The sequence below is a fragment of the Chryseobacterium sp. CG10_8 genome, from assembly GCF_058117085.1.
This window is the reverse complement of sequence record NZ_JBYVEB010000077.1, coordinates 1-15,677: the sequence shown is the minus strand read 5'-3', so window position 1 is coordinate 15,677 and position 15,677 is coordinate 1. Positions and strand designations below refer to the sequence as shown.

Here is a 15,677-nt window from a genome sequence, read left to right as displayed (position 1 = left end):
TGTTTTGTAATAATTTTACAAAATAAAACTAAAAAACACAAATGAATTGGTTTGAAATTTTATTAATCGTCATTGTTGTCGTGGCATTCTTCAACTATCTTATCAAAAAAAGAAGGAACTACTAATTACAGAATTCCTCTTGCTTTAATCTCAAGGTACTTGTTGATGACTTCAATGTTCAAATTTTCCGGCAGTGTATAGATGCTGTAGATTCCGTATTTTTTGAGTTCTTGAATGATTAACTTCTTCTCGAACTCAAATTTTTCTGCAATAATTTCATCATAAATCTCCTCCATATTTTCAGGGTTCTTGTGAATCAATTTCTGTAATTCCGAATTCTTGAAAAATACAACCACCAATAAATGATTCTGAGCAATTCCTCGCAAATATTTCATTTGACGATTAACCGCATCCAGAGTTTCAAAATTGGTAAAAAGCAAAATCAGACTTCGCTGATTAATTTGATACTTAACGTCGCGATACAATCTTCCAAAATCACTTTCGAAAAAGTTAGTTTGGATATTATACAACGCTTCGGAAATCTTTCTTAGTTGACCATTTTTATTCTCAGCAAGAACTTTATTTTCCGTTTTTTTGGAAAAAGTCATCATCCCGGCCCTATCCATTTTCTTAAGGATAATATGACTAAGCGCCATTGTTGCATTAATCGAATAATCCAATAGACTCAGCCCTCGAAATGGCATCTGCATCGTCCTTCCTTTGTCAATGAGCATATATACTCTTTGTGCTTTTTCGTCCTGAAACTGATTAACCATTAACCGATTATGTTTTGAAGTCGCCTTCCAATTAATAGTTCTGATGTCATCACCTCGAACGTATTCCTTAATCTGTTCGAACTCCATGGTGTGGCCAAGCTTTCTAATCTTTTTGATTCCGCCCATCATAAACTCGTTTTGGAGTGCCATCAATTCGTACTTTGGAAGATGGATAAAAGACGGATAACAAGGAAGCATAGCATCTTTCTGAAAGGCATATCTCTTGGAAACTAACCCTAAAAATGAAGAAACATACACATTGAGCGCTCCAAAACTGTACTCTCCCCTCTCTTTCGGCTCTAATGTATATTGAAATGATGCCCTTTTCTTAGGTCCTATTTTTTCTTCAACAAAGAAATCTCTTTTCTGAAACTGAAACGGAATTTCATCAATAACTTTAGCGACAATATTAAAAAAATAGTTGTTCTTAAGCTCCACTTTGACCGCGTTATCATCTCCATTGGATAATTTTTCTGGGAGCATTCTATTTGCTATCATTCCGTCTTTGTTCATGAACAAAAGAAAAATATCCAAAAATCCCAACAAGAATACCGCAATAAGACTCACATGTCCCAACCAAAGTAGACTTGGAAAGAAAAAAGCCAAAATGTAGACAAACCCGACTCCGAAAAGCAGGTAAAAAAACCGATTATTGAGAAAAAGTTCTTTCAAAACCATTCAATTAATTAAATCATACTTTTTTCTTCCTTCATGAACATTTTACCTTGGAATTTCAATAGATTCCAAAATCTGTCTGATGATTTCATCTGCTGTCAGACCTTCCATTTCTCTTTCTGGTGAAACTACAACACGATGTCTCAATACGGCAACACTTGCTTCTTTAATATCATCAGGAGTTACAAAATCCCTTCCTCTCAATACTGCAAAAGCCTTAGAAGCATTTAATAAAGCCAAACTTGCTCTTGGTGACGCCCCTAAATATAGAAACTGATTCTCCCTTGTATTAACAATCACTTTGGCGATGTATTCCATCAGATTCTGCTCAACAATAACTTCTTTCACTAAATTCTGATATGCCTTCAGTTGATGTGCAGAAATCACTTTATTAACCACTTCGGTCTTATCTTCCAATCTATTATTCTGCTGATTTTTGATAATCTGAATCTCTTGGTCAAGATTAGGATAATCTACCACAATTTTGAATAAGAAACGATCCAACTGCGCTTCTGGAAGTCGGTAAGTTCCCTCGTGCTCAATTGGGTTTTGCGTAGCAATTACCAAAAATGGTTGATCCATTTCGTAACGAGTACCATCCATTGTTATTTGGCGCTCTTCCATGACTTCAAACAAAGCAGCCTGGGTCTTCGCTGGAGAACGGTTAATCTCATCGATAAGAACGAAATTGGAAAAAATAGGCCCTTTCTTGAATTCGAACTCTGCATTTTTTACATTAAATACAGAAGTTCCCAATATATCAGATGGCATCAAATCTGGCGTAAACTGGATTCTACTAAAAGCCACATCAATCGTTTTTGCTAATAATTTGGCTGTAATAGTTTTCGCAACTCCCGGAACACCTTCTATCAGAACGTGGCCATTGGAAAGCAATGCTGCCAAAAGATGTTCGATCATCTTCTCTTGACCAACAATAACTTTTGCGATTTCGTTTTTAACCATATATAGATTATTCCGCAATTCCGAAGTGTCAATCCTCGAAGAAAATTCGGGATGATTATAAGACGTATTTTCTGGTTCCAAATGTTCCATATCGATAGTTATTTTTTTTATTTATAAATATAATCTAAAAGTTCGTTGAGTTTATAAAAATATTCTTTACTCACCATTGCATAAGGGTCTTGTGCAAGAACAATTAATCTAATGGCTTCGACAATTTTATCATAGTCTTTTCCTGTCTTCAGTTGAAGCTTTTTAGCAAAATCTTCATCTAATTTTTTGGTATCTAGAAGCAAATCCAATCTTACCCGATGAAGAAAATATTGTGCTTTTTTCTCCATCATATCATGGAAATCACCTTCCTGAAGATAGAGGTTACCAATACTTTTCACAAACTCGACAGATTTGTTTTTCAAAGGTTCTATGATTGGAATTTTCCTTTGTTTTCTCTTGATATTAAATAAAACAAATAGTAGTAATCCTCCAAGCAAAAGTCTCCATGCGTATTTCAATGGTGGATTGGCCAAAATAAAACTTAAGGGACCTCTTTCGTCTTCAATTTTCTGAGCTCTTTCCTGCGTAAACCAAATAGTCTTCCTGTCAGGCAAGTATGAAAAGACATCCTGAAGATACTTTTCCGAATTAGGTTGTAGCAAGTAATAATTGGTGAGAAAAATCGGGTCTGTGTGCCACAAAATTTCACCTTTTCCAACGTTTAAGGAAATAAAGTTTGCGCCTTTGGTATCACGAGATTCAACGCTGCCCAAAATTTCGTATTTCTCTTCCAAAAAACGAAAACCAAAACCATTAGGCGTTTTATCAACAATAAGACTATCATTTTGAAATTTTTCATCGGTCAAATTCAACCAACTCTTATCGTTATAATCGACCATCTCGAGATTCAAATGTTGAAATTCTTCCAGGTCTGGCACATTATTACAATCAATGACCAACAATTGAGATCCCTGCTTCACTTGCTCCAACAACTTGTCCCAAGAAGGTCCGTCTAAAGATTTCTGCACGACAAGAATGTTGTGTGGTGCTTCTTTTGGATGACTTGAGTAAAACTCATAAGGAGAACTGGATTCCTTCACCAACTGTTTATTAAGAAGACCTTCTGCTTCATGAGCGAAAATATATAATCCAAAAGGCGTCTTCTTATTAACTTCGTAATTTTTTCTCCAATCAATCATTTCTCTCTTATTGACAACCAAAATGGTTATCAAAATCATGACAACGATGAAAATAATGCCGTAAAGTCGTATTGTCTTATTCATTTACTTCCCTCGTTTAATTGAATTTTACTTGTAAAAACTTTTGCTTCAATGGAGCGTAACTCTCTTCATTGATATCAAATTCTCCATACCAAACATAATCAAAGATGTATGACAACTCATCGTAAGAGCTGCGGTGGCTCGGTTTCTTAATTTCCAACGCATAATCATGGTTGGTTTTCTCTGGGTTCCACTCGATGAGTTTTTGTTCTTCAAGAACTTTTAATAACTGTAAAAAACGATATCTAATGGCAAGACGAAATTCCTTTTGACTTTCCAATTCTGAAATCTTATCCGGAAAATTAATTTCATGGATATTTTCGTGTAAAGGTTCTGTGCCAATTGGAATTTTCTTGTTTTTTCTGGAAAAAATAAAAGTTCCTTCCTTGTCCACCAAATATTTGATAAGAAAATACAGCACAAAGGCAATGATTACAACAGAAACGACATACAAAAGATTCTGAGTAAAGTTGCTGGTCTTTTTGGGGTCTGGTTTCCCGAAAATAGATTCCCAAAATGCCCTAATTCTCTTGCTTAGGCGCTCCCAGAAAGATTCTTTAGGTTTTATTTCGGAATAATTAAAATCATCAGTCTGATATTTTTTTCTAAATTTTTCATCTATTTTTTTTGGATAGATAGGATTAGTAGTGATATAAGGTTCCCTTAATAAAGAATCCGTATCGAGACCTACTTCATATAGATCATCGACATAGGCAGAATCAGCAATCACCACTTCATCAGTCGACTCTGGTGGTGGTGGAGCCTCTTGAGCATTTCCAAAAAAAGAAACACAGAATAATATGATAAAAAATCTATGCTTCATCCGATCCAATTCTATCAATTTCGTCTAAGTCTAACCTTTGATGTAGATCTACTCTACTATCGTAATACATTAATCCCGAACTTATGTAGCTAACATTCCCTAGCAAAATACTAATCAACATTCCGATGCCATAAAAAACAAAAATCAAAATTCCCATCCATGAATCCATTGATTCATCAAATGTCTGTCCAGATGTTTGCTGTGTCGAATACATGATAACAAAAACGATAGCCATCGGTATAAGCGTGATAACATTTGTTACCATGCTTGTCATCATACCGTTAACAACCACTGCTCCCCAATATTTCCAAAATGGAGATTTTTCTACTCTATTAGGATATGTAAACTGAGCTCTAACCGCATAGGTAAGCGAATCGAAAAATCCTCTCTTCGTATTTAAGTAATCAAAAATCAAAAAATTGATTGCATTCATCAAAGCTGGAACGACTAAGAACAGCAAAAAAAGGCCAATGATAACGAAAATTAGTATGTAAGGAATAATCAGAGCAATCACTGATAGTGGCGTCACCACAAAAATAAGTCCCAAAATGAGGATTAATAATCTTTTAGCATTCCTTTTAATATCCCCTAGAATATCATCTGCATTGATTACTTTCTCAGGATCTTCAGTTCTCCTCTTCAAATAATAGACAGGATATGCTAACGTAATAACTGCTGACGCAATGAAAATAATAAAAATAAAAACCGAAACAATCATTAAAAGCGCTTCGTTCTGCTGGAAAAAGCTTTGGAAAAGAAACCCTCTTCCCTCAAGATTAGAAGAGTATAATTGAGCTATAATCTCCTTGTATCCTATCACAAATATTACTACCAAAAGGATCATCAATAGCCCATTCAGTAAGATAAAATTTTTAAAAAAATTCTTCCCCTCTTCTTTAAAAAACTGAAATGTGTCAGAAATTAAAGAACCAAAATCACGCCTCTTATAAAACTCCATTCTTAATTTGTGTTTGTGTTTTTTTATGTACGATAAAAGGATAGACCAAATAATAAAAACTAATGGTAAGCAAGCAACCGAATATAATCAGGATATTGAGAAATACAGGCATTTCTAACGCATAACGGGTTACATAACCTTCAATAATTCCTGCGATTATGGTAAAAGGAAAAGTACTGAAAAATATTTTAAAAGAATCTTTGAATCCCAACTTAATCGAATTAAATCTCGAATAGGTCTTCGGAAACAAAATGGAAGCTCCCAAAACAAGACCTGCCATCGCTTCGATCACCATCGAAAAGATTTCGAATGTCCCATGTAACCATATCCCACGAAGAGAATCTTTAAAACCTCCATATTCTACAAACATATACTGAAAGGTTCCCACCATCACTGCGTTTTGCATCAAGTAAAATAGCGTTCCTAATCCACCAAACAATCCATAAATATATAATCTAGCGCCTACTTGCAAATTATTGAACGTAATACCAATTGTACTCCCCCAGTTACTCCCGCTTTTGTAGATACCAACCGTATCGCCTTTCTTGATATTCTCAATCGTTTCATTAACATAGCCATCTGACAGAATCGAGCGAATAAAATCTTGGTTATAATGAGACGAAATCACACCTATCAAAACGAACAAAAAGAAGAATGAAAAGGCATATAATAAATATCTTCTATATTGATAAACAATCAATGGTACTTCGGTCTTAAAGAAATAGACTAATCGATTTTTTTCTAGCCGTCTAGTTTTATAAATTTTCTGAAAAATACCAGTAGAAAGCTGATTGAGGTATTCTGTTGATTTTGATTTGGGATAATACGTTTGGGCAAACGAGAGGTCGTTAACCAAATTAATGTACATAGAGGAAAGGTCATCTGGATTTTTTTTAATTTTTCCTTGGATAACCTGCTCTATTTCCAACCATTTTTCTTTATTTTGTTTTATAAAAGCAACCTCTCTCATATTCATAGCTAAAATAAAAAAAATATGGATTATATCGCTATTAACACATCACAAAATGTCAATATAAATTTTCGATTGGCTAGTGTTGGCGAAAGGATGTTGGCGTACATAATCGATTTGCTCATTATAGCCGCTTATCTATTCTGTATTTATCTTATTTTTTTTGAACTCTACGATATCTCTCCATTGTTAGAATCAATGGATGGATGGTCAGCCGCAGCAATTGTTCTTATTATTACTTTCCCAATTTACATTTATACTTTAATTAGTGAATCGTTGATGGAAGGTCAAACCTTTGGCAAGAAAATAGTAAAAATTCGTGTAGTTAAAATTGATGGTTATCAAGCTAGCTTTGGAGACTATCTCATCCGATGGGTTTTTCGTCTTGTTGATATCTATTCTAATTTTGCCATTGTTGGTTTGCTAACAACAATATTTACTAAAAACAATCAAAGATTTGGAGGTATTGCTTCTGGTACCGCAGTTATCTCCTTAAAAAACGAAGTCAATATTAGCCACACTATTTTAGAAAATCTTAATAGTGATTATCAACCTTCCTTTCCGCAGGTTGTTGCGCTTTCTGATAATGATATGAGAATTATAAAAGACAATTATACAAGAGCTGTTGCATCTGGAGACTCTAAAATATTAAGGCAATTGGCCTCCAAAATTAAAGAGATAATCAAACTTGAAAATAACTCGATTGATTTGACAGACAAAACCTTTATCTCCACTATTATCAAAGACTATAATTTCTACACAGGAAAAGAAAACTAAAACCTACGATATGAATTTCGAAAACCATCAATCAGGCAATGGCGGCTACATTTCGCTACAAAATGAATCTGAAGAAATCGGTAGATTAACGTATACTATCTTTCCAGAAGAGAATAAATTAATTATTTCTTATGTCCTAGTACATTCAAAATTTGAAGGTCAAGGAATGGGAAAACACTTGGTTAAAGAGGCTATTAGCTTCGCGAGAAAAAATGATTGGAGGATCTTTCCCCACTGTTCATATGCTAGATCAGTCATGATGCGGATGGATGACGTTAGCGACATACTGCTAAAATAGAAGAGTCCGAAACCTTTAGTTCCGGACTCTTCTATTAAACTATATTAAAGTATTAAATAGAATTCATCATTTCTTCCGTTACTTCCATGTTATGATAGACATTCTGCACATCATCATCTCCTTCAAATCTCTCTAACATCTTCATATTAGCCTTAAATTGATCTTCATTAACGGCTTTGGTATTGTTTGGTATTCTTTGAAGTTCTGCATTTTTAGGCTCAATTCCTAATTCCTCTAATTTATGAGATAATGAACCAAAATCTTCAAATGCAGTAGTCACCATTACTTCTTCTTCATCAGCCTCCACTTCTTCAGCACCTCCATCAATCAATTCCATTTCAAAATCGTCCCAATCCATCGTAATAGCAGCTTTATCTAGAGTAAAAATCCCCTTTCGGTCGAAAATAAAGGCTAACTCTCCATTCTTACCAAGATTACCATCAAATTTATTGAAAATAGCTCTTACATTAGCTACAGTCCTTGTTGGATTATTCGTGGTACATTCCACAAAGAAAGCCACTCCTCCTTGACCATATCCTTCGTAAGTAATCTCATCATATTGTTCTGCGTCAGCACCGCTTGCTTTCTTGATTGCTCTTTCAACATTATCCTTTGGCATGTTGGCACCTTTAGCATTTTGGATACATCTCCTTAATGCCGGATTGGAGTCTGGATCAGATCCACCGTTTTTAACTGCGATTGCTATGTCTTTTCCAATTCTTGAAAAAGCTTTTGCCATCTTGTCCCAACGAGCCATTTTTGAGGCTTTTCTATATTCGAATGCGCGTCCCATTTTGTAATAAATTTTGAAGCACAAAAATAAGCAATTTCCCTATAAAAAAAAACACCCTCAATAATTTGAGGGTGTTCTTTTTATTTAGAAAAATATTTACTTATTTTTTCTTCTTAGTTGATTTTTTAGCAGGTGCTTTTTTCTCAACTACATCAGACTTAGGCATGCTATCCCAAGCACTGTCATTAAGAACAGCTGTTACAGTTACTTTTCTGTCAGCTTCTCTTTCTGCATTAGAAGCGCTTTCTGCAACCTTAGCAAATTGTTCACCAACACCAACTGATTTCAAGCTATTTGTACTTACACCTCTAGCTTCTAAAGCAGCAACTACAGCAGCAGCTCTTCTTTGAGAAAGATCTAAATTGTAAGAAGCTGAACCTTTAGCATCTGTTTGCCCTGTCAATAAATAATGACCGTCATTATCTTTAATATACTTAGCAGCATTATCTAATTTAGAATTAGATTCTGGCTTGATTGTAGCTTTGTCGAAATCAAAGAATACACTTCTTAATTCTTGCTCTACTACTTTTGCAGTCTCTTCTTTTGGCTTAGGACATCCATTATACTCAGCTAATCCGTATTTAGTAGGACAAGCATCATCTTTATCAAGAATACCATCACCGTCAGTATCTGGCCAAGGACATCCATTGTTTTCAGCTGGACCAGCTACATCAACACAAGAATCATCTTTGTCAAGAACTCCATCACCATCTGTATCTGGCCAAGGACATCCGTTATTTTCAACAGCTCCTGGTACTTCTGGACACTGATCGTCTCCATCAGGAATACCATCACCATCTGTATCTGGACAACCTTTGAACTCAGCTAATCCAGGTGTATCTGGACAAGCATCATCTTTATCTAGGATTCCGTCTTTATCTCTATCTCTGTTTCCGAATCTAAATAATAGGGAAGCAGAACCTTGCCAGAAATTAGCAACAGCAGAATGATTTGTTGGAGTTCCAACATAATCACCTTGTAAACCTAAACCAAAGTTTTTAGTAATCCAAAAGTTAGATCCAATACCTCCAGCTGTCGTGAAGTGATTAGCCTGACCTGTTAAATCACCATCTTCGTTGTACATCGCCTGAGCAACCCCATTCACGTCAGTTCTAGGGAATGTAAGTCCGCTATAATCATGACGAAGGTAGTTAGCACCAACTCTGATATACGGATCAAACCAAGATTCCTCGTTCCAGAATCCATTAATTTTAAATTGCAAACCTAATCCTGTTTGTAAGAAAAACTCTTTCCCCATGTTGAATCTCTTGTTATCAACATTTCCAACAGTAGTTTGCCAATCAATAACTAAGTACTTGTTAATGTTTCTTGCAACTGTAAGTTTAGAAAGTGGTGGTGTCAATGAATAGTTGTTCATTTTATACAAGTCACCGTTGTTACCACCAAAAGCAGTTGAAAAAATATCACCAATTTTCCCTCCAGCTGCAACATGGTTCTCACCATGCATACCAACACCAATCACCCAAGGATTGTTTGTGGTCTGAGCAAAAACAGTAGAGGCAACCGTAAGTGCCAATGCTGAAATTCCTAATTTTAGATTTTTCATAGAATTAAATGATTAAATAAATTATAGTGCAAAATAAATATAATTTTTCCTTATACACAAAGTTTTCAAGATGTTTTTTAACTTTTCTTAAGAATTCGGTCGAGATTCCGTTTATTTTCTCTATCTTTTATGCTCTCCCTCTTATCAAACAGCTTTTTCCCTTTAGCTAAAGCAATTCTTAACTTAGCAATACCGTTGTCATTAATGTATAACTTAAGGGGCACAATGGTATTTCCAACATCCTTTACTTTGCGCTGGAGCTTATCCAACTCCCTTTTGTGTAATAAAAGTTTGCGTTCTCGCCTTGCTTTATGATTATAGAAAGTACCTAACTTGTACTCCTCGATTGACATATTAATTACATACAATTCTCCCTCTATAAATTCGCAAAAAGATTCCGAAATACTTGCTTTAGACAAGCGAAGAGACTTAATTTCGGTACCTGTTAGCACCATCCCAGCCTCCAACTCTTCTAGCAGCTCGAATTCAAATTTGGCACGTTTATTATAAATCTGCACCTTCTTTTCAAACTTTATTTTCGCCATTCAAATGTATTACTATTTTATCTTTACTTTATACTTTGTCGAGATGATTTGTCTCATGTAAAGTTAGACAATATTAGACTGAAAACAAGAGGTTTCTCAACAAAAAAGCCATCACTTGACCTTCAAAATCAATACTTTTTCTTATTTTTGCGCCAAATTTACGAAACTATATGTTAACAGTATCAAATTTATCATTACAATTCGGTAAAAGAGTACTTTTTGACGATGTCAATATGCTTTTTACTCGCGGTAATTGTTATGGAATCATTGGAGCCAATGGAGCCGGAAAATCAACATTTTTAAAAATCTTAACTGGAAAACAAGACCCAACTACGGGAACCGTATCTCTTGAACCTGGAAAAAGAATGTCCGTTTTGGAGCAGGATCACTTTGCTTATGATGAATTCACCGTCCTAGAAACCGTATTGAGAGGTAATAAAAAATTATACGAAATAAAGGAAGAGATGGACGCGCTTTATGCAAAACCAGATTTCTCTGATGAGGACGGAATCAAGGCTGGTGAGCTTGGCGTAATCTATGACGAAATGGGTGGATGGAATGCAGAATCTGACGCTCAAACCATGCTTTCTAACGTTGGAATCAAGGAAGACATGCATTATCAACTCATGTCAGAATTAGAAAATAAAGACAAAGTAAAAGTTCTACTTGCTCAAGCTTTATTCGGAAATCCTGATGTATTGATTCTCGACGAGCCTACCAACGACTTGGATATCGAAACCATTGCGTGGTTAGAAGACTTCCTTGCTGACTATGAAAATACGGTAATTGTGGTATCTCACGACCGTCACTTTTTGGATGCGGTTTGTACACACATTGGGGATTTGGATTATGCTAAACTTAATCTTTACACCGGAAATTATTCTTTCTGGTATCAAGCTTCTCAATTAGCAACAAGACAAAGAGCTCAAGCAAATAAGAAAGCGGAAGAAAAGAAAAAAGAACTTCAAGAATTTATCGCAAGATTTAGTTCTAACGTTGCCAAAGCAAAACAAGCTACAGCAAGAAAGAAAATGTTGGATAAACTAAACATTGAAGATATCAAACCTTCTTCAAGAAGATATCCTGCAATCATTTTCGAAATGGAAAGAGAGACCGGTGACCAAATCTTGGAAGTTAAAGACCTTGAAAAAACGAAAGACGGAGAATTGCTATTTTCTGGAATCGAATTCAAATTAAAGAAAAACGATAAGGTTGCCATCATCTCCAAAAACTCTTTGGCAATCACAGAATTTTTCCAAATTATTTCAGGAAACACTACTGCTGACAAAGGAGAATACAATTGGGGAGTAACTACGACTCAATCGTATATGCCTCTTGATAATTCGGATTTCTTTAAAGAAAATATCAACTTAGTAGATTGGCTACGTCAGTTTACAAAAAATGACGAAGAAAGACACGAAGAGTTCATGAGAGGATTCCTTGGTAGAATGCTTTTCTCAGGTGATGAAGCATTGAAGTCATGTACAGTCCTTTCTGGAGGTGAGAAAATGCGTTGTATGTTCAGCCGAATGATGTTACAGAAAGCTAATATTTTGCTTCTTGACGAACCGACCAACCACTTAGATTTGGAGAGTATCACAACTCTTAACAACTCTTTAGGAAACTTCAAAGGTAACATCCTTTTGTCTTCTCATGACCACGAAATGCTACAAACAGTTTGTAACAGAATTATTGAATTGACTCCTAAAGGAGTAATCGATCGTGACATGACTTATGACGAATACCTTAGCGATAAAAAAATCAAAGAACTTCAGCAAAAAATGTATTCTTAGTTGAGGAATAACTGATGAATGATGAGAGGTGAATGATGATGGATGATTGTTAGACGGTAACCTATTTGAATTTCTTTCAATATTAATTAACCTTCAGGGCTTTTGAAACCTTGAAGGTTTTTTGTTAAGCCTCACTCTAATTTAGAATTGTTATAAATTTTAAGATTAATTCAGTACTTTTGTAGGATTATGAGCCAAAAATGGATTTATAAACCCGAACCCAACGAAGAAGTAGTTGATGCGATGAGTACTTCGCTTGGTTTCGGTACTTTTGAGTCGAAACTCCTCGTACTTCGAGGAATCGACAATTATCAAAAAGCCCGAGAATTCTTCAAACCAAAATTAGAAGATATACACAATCCTTTCTTGATGGCAGATATGCAAAAAGCGGTCGAACGTATCGCCACCGCCATCGAAAATGGAGAAAAAATATTAGTCTACGGAGATTATGATGTTGACGGCACTACTGCTGTTGCGCTCATGTATCTCTACCTCAGCAAAATTGTTGAGAAAAAATATCTTGATTTCTACATTCCTGACCGTAATTCTGAAGGTTATGGCGTTTCCAAAGAGGGAATTGATTTTGCAAAAGAGAACGGATTTTCTTTGATTATAGCGCTGGATTGCGGAATAAAAGCAGCAGATAAAGTGGATTACGCTAATTCACTGGGGGTAGATTTTATCATTTGTGACCACCATTTACCAGGTGACGAGTTACCCAATGCTTATGCGGTTCTGGATCCAAAAAGAGCAGATTGTAGATATCCGTACAAAGAACTTTCTGGATGCGGTGTTGGCTTCAAGTTATGTCAAGGTCTTAACACCATCTATAAAATCCCGGAAAGCGAACTTTATGACTTAACCGATTTGCTTGCCATTTCTATTGCGGCAGATATTGTTGCCATGACTGGTGAAAATCGAGTTTTAGCAAAATTGGGGTTAAAAACGCTTCGCAAAACTCGCAAATTAGGACTTCGACTTTTGATTCCTGATGATAAACTTTCGACGTTCAAAATTTCGAATATTGTCTTTGAAATCGCACCAAAAATTAATGCTGCAGGAAGAATCTCGCATGGTAAAGCAGCGGTTGAATTGATGATTTCTGATAATCTGAAACATGCACATCAGATTGTTGATAACATCATGAACCTCAACGACGAAAGACGTGAGTTGGACATGAATTCGACGGTTTCTGCACTTAATCAAATCATCGAAACCAATCAAATTAACAATTATACAACCATCGTCTACGACCCAAGTTGGAACAAAGGCGTTATTGGAATCGTTGCTTCGCGACTTACAGAAACTTATTACAAACCAACTTTGGTCTTTACCGAAGGTAATAATGGTGAATTAGTCGCTTCAGCTCGTTCAGTGTCCGATTTTGATGTACATGAAGCTTTGGACATTTGCTCCAATTATTTTCTGAAATTTGGGGGACATCAAGCGGCGGCTGGACTTTCGATGGAAAAAGAAAAGTTCGAGGAATTCAAAATTCAATTTGAAAAAGTTGTCGCAGAAAGAATCCAAGAACATCAGAAAGAGCCTTCTATTTCTATAGATTGCGAAATGAATATTAATGACTTCAATCGAGAATTTATTAATTTCCATAGAAAACTTTCACCTTTTGGACCTCAGAATATGAAACCTGTTTTTGTACTGAAAAACCAAAAGGTTTCTGGCTACGTGAAAGCAATGGGTAAGGAAAATTCTCATATCAAATTCTATATCAAACAAGATTCTACAGGAAGAAACATCGAATGCGTTGGCTTCAAGTTGGGTGAATTTGCAGAAGATTTCCGAACTAAAAAATTCGATATCGTGTTCACTGTCGAAGAAAACCACTGGAAAGGTAACGTTACCCATTATCTTAATATTCGGGATGTGAAGTTTAGGGATTAGGCAATAGTTTATTAGGAATTAGATTTTTAGTTAATGTCATGGGGAATTATAAAGAACTTTTTGTTTGGCAAAAGTCAATTCAGTTGGTAACTGAAATTTATCAATTGACGGAAGAATTTCCCAAGCATGAACTCTATGGAATCACTTCTCAAATAAGACGTTCATCAATTTCAATTGCATCAAATATTGCAGAAGGACACTCCAGAAGAAGTTCTATAGATTATCTTCAGTTTCTCAAAATTGCAAGAGGTAGTTTAGCTGAATTGGAAACCCAACTAATCATCTCAAAGAATCTAAAATACGTTAAAGAAGATAAATATCTTATTTTTGAACAAGATATCATTGAGATTGCAAAAATGCTTAACGCTTTGATATCAAGTATTAAAAAATCTAATACCTAATCAATAATACCCAAAACCTAACACCTTGAAAAAAATCGGTCTTTTTTTCGGTTCTTTTAATCCAATACATATTGGACATTTGATTTTAGGAAATTACATTTTGGAGCATTCTGAAATGGATGAATTATGGTTTGTTGTAAGTCCTCAAAATCCATTTAAAGAAAAAAAATCTTTGCTTAATGACTATAATCGATTGGATATGGTCGAAAGAGCATTGGTCAACTATCCAAAAATGAGAGCTTCTAATGTCGAATTCTCATTACCTAAGCCAAGTTACACGATTGATACTTTAATTTACTTAAAGGAAAAATATCCTCAAAATCAATTTGTCTTAATCATGGGCGAAGACAATCTCAAAAGCCTCAAAAACTGGAAAAATGCAGACAAATTAGTAGAAGATTATCGAATTTTGGTCTATCCAAGAAACTTCGAAGGCCAACTTAATGACGCTGAATATTTTCAGCATCCTAATATTTCATTAATTAAAGCACCAGTCATCGAACTTTCTGCAACAGAAATCCGAAATATGATTAAAGAAGGAAAAAACGTTCGTCCGATGCTTCCACCAGAGGTCTTTGCCTATTTGGATGGTAGTAATTTTTATAAATAACTTTTGGTTGTTAGTTGTCAGTTTAATTCAAAATTTATAATTCACAGTGAATTTCATCGAAAAATTTTTCTCAAAATATTCTCAAGAAACCATCATCAAGAGATTTCGTCAAGTTTGTTTGGCGGAAGCTATTTCGTGGGCATTATTATTTTCTGCTATGGTATGGATTCGCTCTGACCGAGAAGGGCTTTTGCCCACTATCTACATTATTCTTATTGGTAATATCCATGGGTTCTTTTTTACATGTTACCTACTGATGATTTTACCTGTAAGGAAAATATTTGACTGGGATGACGAAGATTTTGTCTTTTCTCTGATTTCAGCGTTTTTTCCTTTCGCTACTATTTGGGTCGATAAAAAACTCGCCCAATTTGATAGGGAATAAAAAAAGCACTCAAAAATTGAGTGCTCTTTAATTTATTTTATCTTTAAATAAACTTTAATAGTCTCTTAGTACATGCCCCGTTCCTGAAATGGTGTGAGATGCACCTGCCGAATCGTGGTAGGTTCCATTGAAAGTAAAGTCGATATAATCACCTACTGCTCCTATACTAT

General features: G+C 35.2%; 16 protein-coding genes. 7 read left to right on the top strand and 9 right to left on the bottom strand.

The window, feature by feature from the left end:
* Positions 1-125: 125 nt before the first annotated feature.
* Genes AC4AGG_RS11955 through AC4AGG_RS11930 form a run of 6 tightly spaced genes read right to left on the bottom strand, consistent with a single transcriptional unit; the run spans position 126 to position 6,436 of the window.
* Positions 126-1,448 (bottom strand): DUF58 domain-containing protein, encoded by a 1,323-nt coding sequence (locus tag AC4AGG_RS11955; protein ID WP_489772236.1) that lies wholly within the window; start codon positions 1,446-1,448, stop codon positions 126-128.
* A gap of 48 nt (positions 1,449-1,496) precedes the next feature.
* Complete coding sequence (locus AC4AGG_RS11950) at positions 1,497-2,504, bottom strand: AAA family ATPase (protein WP_489772235.1); 1,008 nt, start codon at positions 2,502-2,504, stop codon at positions 1,497-1,499.
* A gap of 17 nt (positions 2,505-2,521) precedes the next feature.
* On the bottom strand, positions 2,522-3,688 hold the full coding sequence (locus AC4AGG_RS11945; RefSeq protein WP_489772234.1) for a DUF4350 family protein: 1,167 nt from the start codon (positions 3,686-3,688) through the stop codon (positions 2,522-2,524).
* Positions 3,689-3,701: 13 nt separating this feature from the next.
* A complete protein-coding gene (locus AC4AGG_RS11940; protein ID WP_489772233.1) occupies positions 3,702-4,508 on the bottom strand; it encodes a DUF4129 domain-containing protein in 807 nt (268 codons plus the stop codon).
* The gene (locus tag AC4AGG_RS11935) at positions 4,498-5,466 is read right to left on the bottom strand and encodes a DUF4013 domain-containing protein (protein WP_489772232.1); all 969 of its coding nucleotides are present in this window, start codon (positions 5,464-5,466) and stop codon (positions 4,498-4,500) included. Before AC4AGG_RS11935 ends, AC4AGG_RS11940 begins: the two co-directional genes overlap by 11 nt.
* Positions 5,453-6,436, bottom strand: a complete 984-nt coding sequence (locus AC4AGG_RS11930; protein ID WP_489772238.1) for a stage II sporulation protein M — start codon at positions 6,434-6,436, stop codon at positions 5,453-5,455. The genes AC4AGG_RS11935 and AC4AGG_RS11930 overlap by 14 nt, the downstream gene beginning before the upstream one ends.
* A 24-nt stretch (positions 6,437-6,460) precedes the next feature.
* On the opposite strand from AC4AGG_RS11930, the gene AC4AGG_RS11925 reads away from it, so the two are divergent.
* Positions 6,461-7,213 (top strand): RDD family protein, encoded by a 753-nt coding sequence (locus tag AC4AGG_RS11925; RefSeq protein WP_489772231.1) that lies wholly within the window; start codon positions 6,461-6,463, stop codon positions 7,211-7,213.
* Between the two features lie 10 nt (positions 7,214-7,223).
* The gene (locus AC4AGG_RS11920; RefSeq protein ID WP_489772230.1) at positions 7,224-7,511 is read left to right on the top strand and encodes a GNAT family N-acetyltransferase; all 288 of its coding nucleotides are present in this window, start codon (positions 7,224-7,226) and stop codon (positions 7,509-7,511) included.
* A 52-nt stretch (positions 7,512-7,563) separates the two neighbouring features.
* Here the strand turns inward: AC4AGG_RS11920 and AC4AGG_RS11915 are convergent, their stop codons facing one another.
* The 3 genes from AC4AGG_RS11915 to smpB form a co-directional block, all read right to left on the bottom strand.
* On the bottom strand, positions 7,564-8,304 hold the full coding sequence (locus AC4AGG_RS11915; protein ID WP_489772229.1) for a YebC/PmpR family DNA-binding transcriptional regulator: 741 nt from the start codon (positions 8,302-8,304) through the stop codon (positions 7,564-7,566).
* Between the two features lie 100 nt (positions 8,305-8,404).
* On the bottom strand, positions 8,405-9,871 hold the full coding sequence (locus AC4AGG_RS11910) for an OmpA family protein (RefSeq protein ID WP_489772228.1): 1,467 nt from the start codon (positions 9,869-9,871) through the stop codon (positions 8,405-8,407).
* 77 nt (positions 9,872-9,948) lie between these two features.
* Complete coding sequence (smpB, locus tag AC4AGG_RS11905; protein WP_489772237.1) at positions 9,949-10,407, bottom strand: SsrA-binding protein SmpB; 459 nt, start codon at positions 10,405-10,407, stop codon at positions 9,949-9,951.
* A 179-nt stretch (positions 10,408-10,586) separates the two neighbouring features.
* On the opposite strand from smpB, the gene AC4AGG_RS11900 reads away from it, so the two are divergent.
* The 5 genes from AC4AGG_RS11900 to AC4AGG_RS11880 all read left to right on the top strand — a co-directional run bounded on the left by AC4AGG_RS11900 (position 10,587) and on the right by AC4AGG_RS11880 (position 15,507).
* A complete protein-coding gene (locus AC4AGG_RS11900; protein ID WP_489772227.1) occupies positions 10,587-12,209 on the top strand; it encodes an ABC-F family ATP-binding cassette domain-containing protein in 1,623 nt (540 codons plus the stop codon).
* A gap of 189 nt (positions 12,210-12,398) precedes the next feature.
* Entirely contained in the window at positions 12,399-14,111 is a 1,713-nt protein-coding gene (gene recJ / locus AC4AGG_RS11895; protein ID WP_489772226.1) for a single-stranded-DNA-specific exonuclease RecJ, read from the top strand.
* Positions 14,112-14,149: 38 nt separating this feature from the next.
* A complete protein-coding gene (locus AC4AGG_RS11890) occupies positions 14,150-14,512 on the top strand; it encodes a four helix bundle protein (protein WP_489772225.1) in 363 nt (120 codons plus the stop codon).
* A gap of 25 nt (positions 14,513-14,537) precedes the next feature.
* A complete protein-coding gene (gene nadD, locus AC4AGG_RS11885) occupies positions 14,538-15,122 on the top strand; it encodes a nicotinate (nicotinamide) nucleotide adenylyltransferase (RefSeq protein ID WP_489772224.1) in 585 nt (194 codons plus the stop codon).
* A 46-nt stretch (positions 15,123-15,168) separates the two neighbouring features.
* Positions 15,169-15,507, top strand: a complete 339-nt coding sequence (locus tag AC4AGG_RS11880) for a DUF3817 domain-containing protein (protein ID WP_489772223.1) — start codon at positions 15,169-15,171, stop codon at positions 15,505-15,507.
* Positions 15,508-15,677: the final 170 nt, after the last annotated feature.

Bases quoted from the DNA above. Each gene is read 5' to 3' on its own strand.
- AC4AGG_RS11930 (WP_489772238.1), bottom strand. From the start codon at position 6,436: ATGAGAGAGGTTGCTTTTATAAAACAAAATAAAGAAAAATGGTTGGAA.
- AC4AGG_RS11945 (WP_489772234.1), bottom strand. From the start codon at position 3,688: ATGAATAAGACAATACGACTTTACGGCATTATTTTCATCGTTGTCATG.
- AC4AGG_RS11900 (WP_489772227.1), top strand. From the start codon at position 10,587: ATGTTAACAGTATCAAATTTATCATTACAATTCGGTAAAAGAGTACTT.
- AC4AGG_RS11920 (WP_489772230.1), top strand. From the start codon at position 7,224: ATGAATTTCGAAAACCATCAATCAGGCAATGGCGGCTACATTTCGCTA.
- recJ (WP_489772226.1), top strand. From the start codon at position 12,399: ATGAGCCAAAAATGGATTTATAAACCCGAACCCAACGAAGAAGTAGTT.
- AC4AGG_RS11950 (WP_489772235.1), bottom strand. From the start codon at position 2,504: ATGGAACATTTGGAACCAGAAAATACGTCTTATAATCATCCCGAATTT.
- AC4AGG_RS11940 (WP_489772233.1), bottom strand. From the start codon at position 4,508: ATGAAGCATAGATTTTTTATCATATTATTCTGTGTTTCTTTTTTTGGA.
- AC4AGG_RS11925 (WP_489772231.1), top strand. From the start codon at position 6,461: ATGGATTATATCGCTATTAACACATCACAAAATGTCAATATAAATTTT.
- AC4AGG_RS11935 (WP_489772232.1), bottom strand. From the start codon at position 5,466: ATGGAGTTTTATAAGAGGCGTGATTTTGGTTCTTTAATTTCTGACACA.
- AC4AGG_RS11890 (WP_489772225.1), top strand. From the start codon at position 14,150: ATGGGGAATTATAAAGAACTTTTTGTTTGGCAAAAGTCAATTCAGTTG.
- AC4AGG_RS11915 (WP_489772229.1), bottom strand. From the start codon at position 8,304: ATGGGACGCGCATTCGAATATAGAAAAGCCTCAAAAATGGCTCGTTGG.
- AC4AGG_RS11910 (WP_489772228.1), bottom strand. From the start codon at position 9,871: ATGAAAAATCTAAAATTAGGAATTTCAGCATTGGCACTTACGGTTGCC.